Raw genomic sequence first — 6,510 nt, 5'->3', positions numbered from 1 at the left:
GCCCCGTCACGGAAACCTCCGGGCGGACCATCGAACCGACCGCGCTCGCCGAGTACGCGGACGCCCCCAGGCGCGAGCCGGTGCCCCTCGCACCCCGGGCCGCCGGCGTCGGTCCTTCCTGGCCGGATGTGATGTGCGCGAGACGTTGACTAGAAAGCGCTTACCCCATACCTTCCGTTCAGCAGCCTGACCCGCTCACGTCATCCGAGCGGGCCCGCTGCGCACCATCCCGAACGTCGTTCACGTACATGGCTCGTACCCCCACACCACGACAGAAGGAACGACATGACTTCCGCGAAACGACCACGCGCCCGCGCGCTGACGGGCGCACTCGCCACCCTCGGTCTCTCAGTTGGCATGCTCATGACCACCGGCGCATCCTCGGCGAGCGCCGCCACCTGGCCGACCGCGAACGGCAGCCAGGGCGTCTCCTCCACCATCTCCGTGTCCGGCACCAAGGACTACGGGATGAAGCGCCTGTACGGCACCGGTGACCTGGGCTCCGGCGGCCAGGACGAGGACCAGGGCCCGATCCTGCAGCTGGCGGACGGCGCGGTCCTGAAGAACGTCATCCTGGGCGCCCCAGCGGCCGACGGCATCCACTGCCAGGGCTCCTGCACACTGCAGAACGTCTGGTGGGAGGACGTCGGCGAGGACGCCGCCACGTTCAAGGGCAAGTCGTCGGGGTCGGTCTACACCGTCAGCGGCGGCGGCGCGAAGGAAGCCAGCGACAAGGTGTTCCAGTTCAACGGCGCCGGAACGCTGAACGTGTCGAACTTCGCGGTCAAGAACTTCGGCACCTTCGTCCGCTCCTGCGGCAACTGCTCCACGCAGTACAAGCGGACGATCAACCTCAACACCATCGAGGTGACCTGGAAGGGCAGCAGGCTCGCCGGCATCAACACCAACTACGGCGACAGCGCGACCCTGCGGAACATCACGATCATCGGGGACAGCAGCAAGAAGATCGTCCCCTGCCAGAAGTACATCGGCAACGACGACGGTGACGAGCCGAGCAGCAACGGCTCCGGCCCCGACGGCACGTACTGCAAGTACTCGTCGTCCGACATCACCTACCGGTAGCCCCCACGGGCAGCGGCCGTACGAGGCGTCCCGCGCGGCGCCCCGTACGGCCGTCCGGCCCTCACCCGGCTTCATCCGCCGCCCACGCGGGAACGCGCCTCCCCCGTCAGCTCCCGCCGGTACCCGGCGTAGGCGGACCGCAGCGCGTCGCACGGCTGCCCGACGTCCATGACGTACGCGGTGGTGCCCGCCCTGCGCCGGCAGCCGGAGCTGGCGGCGGTGTACGAGCCGGGGCTGCGCGTGCCGGCCGAGAAGCGCGGACTGCTGGCCGGCATGGGGATGACCGAGAAGCAGGGCGGCTCCGACGTCCGGACCAACACCACGACGGCGACGCCGACCGCCGAGCCCGGCGTCCACACCCTGCGCGGGCACAAGTGGTTCACGTCGGCGCCGATGTGCGACGTGTTCCTGGTGCTGGCGCGGGCCCCGGGCGGGCTGTCGTGCTTCCTGGTGCCGCGCGTCCTGCCCGACGGCACCCGCAACCCGTTCCGCGTCCAGCGGCTGAAGGAGAAGCTGGGCAACCGCTCCAACGCCTCCTCCGAGCCCGAGTTCGACGGGACGGTCGGCTGGCTGGTCGGCCCGGAGGGGCAGGGCGTGAAGACCATCGTCGAGATGGTCAACTGCACCCGGCTGGACTGCGTGATGATGTCGGCGGCGCTGATGCGCAAGACGCTCGTGGAGGCGGGCCACCACGTGCGGCACCGCAGCGCGTTCGGGGCGCGGCTGGTGGACCAGCCGCTGATGCGCAACGTGCTGGCCGATCTGGCGCTGGAGTCCGAGGCCGCCACGGCCCTCACCCTGCGGCTGGCCGGAGCGGCCGACCGCGCGGTGCGCGGGGACGCCGGGGAGGCCGCGTTCCGCCGGATCGCGACGGCGGTCGGCAAGTACTGGGTCACCAAGCGGGGCCCGGCCTTCACCACCGAGGCCCTGGAGTGCCTGGGCGGCAACGGCTACGTCGAGGAGTCCGGGATGCCCCGGCACTACCGCGAGGCCCCGCTGCTGTCGATCTGGGAGGGCTCGGGGAACGTCAACGCGCTCGACGTGCTGCGGGCGCTCGGCCGGGACCCGGCCACCGCGCAGGCGCTCTTCGACGAGCTCGCCCTGGCGCGCGGGGCGGACGCCCGGCTGGACGCGGCCGTGGCCGGGCTGAAGGACCAGCTGGCCGAGGGGTCGCAGGCGGGCGCCCGGCGACTGGTGGAGCGGACGGCCCTGACGCTCCAGGGTTCCCTCCTCGTCCGGCACGCCCCGTCCGCGGTCGCCGACGCCTTCTGCGCGACGCGGCTGGGCGGCGACTGGGGGCACGCCTTCGGCACGCTGCCCGCGGCGGCCGCGCTGGACGCGATCGTCGGGCGTGCGCTGCCGGACGGCGGCTGACCCGCCGTCGGGCCACCGCGCACGGTCGTCCCGTGCGCGGTGGCACCGGGCCCGGCCTGCGGAGAGACCGATCCGGGAGTGACTGTCAGTGGTGGGGTGCAGACTGGCCGGTGTCCTGGAACGAGGGCGTCGACGAAGACGTCGCGGAGGTGGTCGGCATGACCGAGGTACTGCTCGCCGTGGGCACCCGCAAGGGCCTGTTCATCGGACGGCGGCGAGGTGACGTCTGGGAGTTCGACGAGAGTCCCTGCTTCAACGCGCAGGCCGTGTACTCGGTCGCCATCGACACCCGTGGCGCGAGTCCGCGACTGCTGGTGGGCGGGGACAGCGCGCACTGGGGCCCGTCGGTGTTCCACTCCGACGACCTGGGCCGCAGCTGGACCGAACCGGCCCGGCCCGCCGTCAGGTTCCCCAAGGACACGGGGGCTTCGCTGGAGCGGGTCTGGCAGCTGCACCCGTCCGAGGCCGAACCGGACGTGGTGTACGCGGGGACGGAACCGGCCGCGCTGTACCGCTCGGAGGACCGCGGGGAGAGCTTCGAGCTGGTCCGGCCGCTGTGGGAGCATCCCACGCGTGCAAAGTGGGTGCCCGGTGGCGGCGGCGAGGGGCTGCACACCGTGCTCACCGACGCCCGTGATCCGCGGGCCGTGACGGTGGCCGTCTCCACGGCGGGCGTGTTCCGCACCCTGGACGGCGGTGCGAGCTGGGCCCCGTCCAACTCCGGGGTGTCCGCGGTGTTCCTGCCGGACCCGAACCCGGAGTTCGGGCAGTGCGTGCACAAGGTGGCCCGGGACGCGGTGGACCCGGACCGGCTGTATCTGCAGAACCACTGGGGGGTCTACCGCAGCGACGACGCGGGCGGGAGCTGGACGGACATCGGTGAGGGCCTGCCGTCGACGTTCGGCTTCACGGTCGTGGCCCACCCCCGTCGCGCCGGCACGGCGTACGTGTTCCCGATCAACGCCGACTCCGACCGGGTGCCGGCCGGCCGGCGCTGCCGGGTCTACCGGACCACGGACGCGGGCGGGAGCTGGGAGCCGCTCACGGCGGGACTGCCCGGGGAGGACCACTACGGCACGGTGCTGCGCGACGCGATGTGTCACGACGGCGCGGACCCGGCGGGCGTCTACTTCGGCAACCGCAACGGCGAGGTGTACGCGTCGGCCGACGACGGCGACAGCTGGCGGCAGTTGGCGTCGCATCTGCCGGACGTGCTGTGCGTACGGGCCGCGGTCGTCGCATGAGCCGCACGAGCCACGTGAGCCGCACGAGCCGCACGAGGATCCCGTGCGGTCCTGGCCACTGGTTGATCTCCGCCGCCGTCACGGCAGTAGGGTGACGCCCGTGGCACCACGACCCTTGAATGAGATCGTCGAAGCGGGCTGGGCGAAGGCCCTGGAGCCGGTGGCCGAACGGGTCGCCGGAATGGGGGACTTCCTGCGCGCGGAGATCGCCGCGGGACGCACCTACCTCCCGGCCGGAGCGAACGTCCTGCGCGCCTTCCAGCAGCCCTTCGACGAGGTACGCGTCCTGATCGTCGGGCAGGACCCGTACCCCACCCCGGGGCACGCGGTGGGACTGTCGTTCTCGGTCGCGCCCGAGGTGCGGCCGCTGCCGGGCAGCCTCATCAACATCTTCCGGGAGCTGAACACCGACCTGGGACTGCCCCAGCCGTCGAACGGTGATCTCACGCCGTGGACCGAGCAGGGCGTGCTGCTGCTCAACAGGGCGCTGACGACGGCCCCGCGCAAGCCGGGCGCCCACCGCGGCAAGGGCTGGGAGGAGGTCACCGAGCAGGCGATACGGGCGCTGGCCGGGCGGGGCAAGCCCCTGGTCTCCATCCTGTGGGGGCGGGACGCCCGCAACTGCCGTCCGCTGCTGGGCGATCTGCCCGCGGTGGAGTCGGCCCATCCCTCGCCGATGTCCGCCGACCGCGGCTTCTTCGGCTCCCGCCCGTTCAGCCGGGCCAACGACCTGCTGATCCGTCAGGGCGGCCAACCGGTGGACTGGCGCCTGCCGTGACCGGGCCCGGTTTCCTCGCCGTGGACTCCGGGGGCTCCGGTCTGCGGGTGGTCGTCGGGGCCGGCGGACACGGTCCGTCGGCCCGGGCCTCCTCGGGGAAACCGGTGCGGACCGGTGAGCGGGGCATCGACCCGGGGCACTTCATGGAGCGGCTGGTGCCGATGGCACGGGCCCTGCGCGCCGAGGCCGGGATCGAGCGGCTGGAGGTGGCCGTCGTCGGTGCGGCCGGGCTGGCCGGCCTGGGGGACGCGCTGCGCGCGGAGCTTCCGGACGCGCTCCGCCGTGAGCTGGGCGTCCGGCGGGTGGTGCTGGCCGCGGACGCCGTCACCGCGTACGTCGGCGCGCTCGGGCCGCGGCCCGGTGCGGTGATCGCCGCCGGCACGGGTCTGATCGCGATCGGCACCGACCTGACCGGCTGGCGCCGGGCGGACGGCTGGGGGCACCTGCTCGGCGACTGCGGCAGTGGCGCCTGGATCGGACGGGCGGGTCTCGAGGCGGCGCTGCGCGCGCACGACGGGCGGCGGGACGGCTCCGCGCGGCTGCTGGCGAGCGCCGAGGACATGTTCGGCCCGGCGGCCGGACTGCCCGGCCGGCTGTACCCGCGGACCGACCGGCCGGCCGTGCTCGCCTCCTTCGCGCCCCGGGTGGGCGAGTGCGCGGCCGACGGCGACCCCGTCGCCGTGGAGGTGCTGCGGGCCGCGGCCCGGCACATGGCCGACTCCGTCGCGGCCGTGTGCCCGACCGCGGACGCACCGGTGATCGGTCTCACCGGAGGCCTGTTCCGGATGGGTGCCGCGCTGCTCGGCCCCCTGGACGAGGAGCTGGCCGAGCGGCTGCCGGGGGCGCGGCGGATCATGGCCGAAGGGGACCCCCTGCACGGGGCGGTCCGCATCGCGGAGGACCTCACCGCCGGCTCCTTCACCCTTCCGGGCGACGAGAAGATGCTGTGCGTGACGAGCCCGGCAGGTGAGGACGTCACCCGCCCGGCCGACGTCCGTACGTAACTCATCAGACAAAACCGGACGGATACCGCTCACCTGCACCCTCCCCGAACAGGGGAGCCCGGGAAACCACTAACATGCGGCAACATGAGCACCCCCACTGGGCCCGCGTCCGGCCTGCCAGTACGAATGCCGCGCCCCCGCCAGCCCGGGCGGCACCGCCGTCCCGAACCCCTGGTGGCTCCCGAGGGCGCGCCCGCGCTCGTCCTCGCCGTGCCGGGTACGCCCAGTAGTGCCACCCGCTCGCTCGCCGAAGAGGTCGTGAGCATCGCCCGTTCCGAGCTGCCCGGCCTGGACGCCCGGATCGGCTACCTCGACGGCGACGACGAGGAATTCCCGACACTGCGGTCCGTCCTCGCGTACGCGGCCGAGGAGCGCACGGCCCGCTTCGAGCAGGCCCGCGAAGCCGGCATGGACGTCAAGGAGCCCGACGGCCCCGTCGCCGTCGTCGTGCCGCTGCTCGCCGGTCCGGACAGCGCGCTGCTGCGCCAGGTCCGCCAGGCCGTGATGGACAGCCGTGTCGCCGCCGAGCTGACCGATGTGCTGGGCCCGCACCCGCTGCTCGCCGAGGCGCTGCACGTGCGGCTGTCCGAGGCCGGTCTGGCCCGCGCCGACCGTGCCCGACTGTTCACCGTGGCGACCGCGGCGGACGGCATCATCCTGGCCTCCGTGGGCGGTGACGAGGCCGTGCAGGCGGCCGGGATCACCGGCATGCTGCTCGCCGCGCGCCTCGCCGTGCCGGTGATGGCGGCGGCCCTGGACCAGGACGGTTCCATCGCCTCGGTGGCCGAGCAGCTGCGGGGCTCCGGTTCGCAGCAGCTGGCGCTCGCGCCGTACCTGATCGGCCCGGAGATCGACGCGAGCCTGATCGAGGAGGCCGCGAAGGAGGCGGACTGCTCCGCCGCCGAGGCGCTCGGCCCGTACCCGGCGATCGGCAAGCTGGCGCTGGCCAAGTACACGACCGCGCTGGGCATCGCCCCGCAGCAGGCGCAGAGCGCTCCGGCCCACTGACCCGGCCGGCTCACGCGCG

At 73.5% G+C, this 6,510-nt stretch carries 4 protein-coding genes and 2 pseudogenes; all 6 read left to right on the top strand.

The window, feature by feature from the left end:
- Positions 1-285 precede the first annotated feature (285 nt).
- The 6 genes and pseudogenes from AB0A94_RS37055 to AB0A94_RS37030 all read left to right on the top strand — a co-directional run bounded on the left by AB0A94_RS37055 (position 286) and on the right by AB0A94_RS37030 (position 6,491).
- Positions 286-1,083, top strand: a complete 798-nt coding sequence (locus AB0A94_RS37055; protein WP_361751223.1) for a pectate lyase — start codon at positions 286-288, stop codon at positions 1,081-1,083.
- Positions 1,084-1,227: 144 nt separating this feature from the next.
- Positions 1,228-2,457, top strand: a pseudogene (locus AB0A94_RS37050) (acyl-CoA dehydrogenase family protein); the annotation flags it as partial.
- An 88-nt stretch (positions 2,458-2,545) separates the two neighbouring features.
- Positions 2,546-3,701 (top strand): annotated as a pseudogene (locus AB0A94_RS37045) (exo-alpha-sialidase).
- Between the two features lie 100 nt (positions 3,702-3,801).
- Positions 3,802-4,479 carry a uracil-DNA glycosylase gene (locus tag AB0A94_RS37040; protein WP_217135271.1) on the top strand — a complete coding sequence of 226 codons (678 nt, stop codon included), beginning with the start codon at positions 3,802-3,804 and terminating at the stop codon, positions 4,477-4,479.
- Complete coding sequence (locus AB0A94_RS37035; protein WP_361751221.1) at positions 4,476-5,483, top strand: BadF/BadG/BcrA/BcrD ATPase family protein; 1,008 nt, start codon at positions 4,476-4,478, stop codon at positions 5,481-5,483. The genes AB0A94_RS37040 and AB0A94_RS37035 overlap by 4 nt, the downstream gene beginning before the upstream one ends.
- An 84-nt stretch (positions 5,484-5,567) precedes the next feature.
- Positions 5,568-6,491, top strand: coding sequence for a hypothetical protein (locus AB0A94_RS37030; protein ID WP_361751220.1), 924 nt, complete (start codon positions 5,568-5,570; stop codon positions 6,489-6,491).
- The last annotated feature ends 19 nt before the right edge of the window (positions 6,492-6,510 follow it).

It is taken from the genome of Streptomyces sp. NPDC044984, assembly GCF_040646935.1.
Taxonomy (GTDB): Bacteria; Actinomycetota; Actinomycetes; order Streptomycetales; family Streptomycetaceae; genus Streptomyces.
The sequence above is the reverse complement of the archived record's forward strand: the minus strand, read 5'-3'. Positions and strand labels throughout refer to the sequence as shown.

Bases quoted from the DNA above. Each gene is read 5' to 3' on its own strand.
- AB0A94_RS37055 (WP_361751223.1), top strand. From the start codon at position 286: ATGACTTCCGCGAAACGACCACGCGCCCGCGCGCTGACGGGCGCACTC.
- AB0A94_RS37030 (WP_361751220.1), top strand. From the start codon at position 5,568: ATGAGCACCCCCACTGGGCCCGCGTCCGGCCTGCCAGTACGAATGCCG.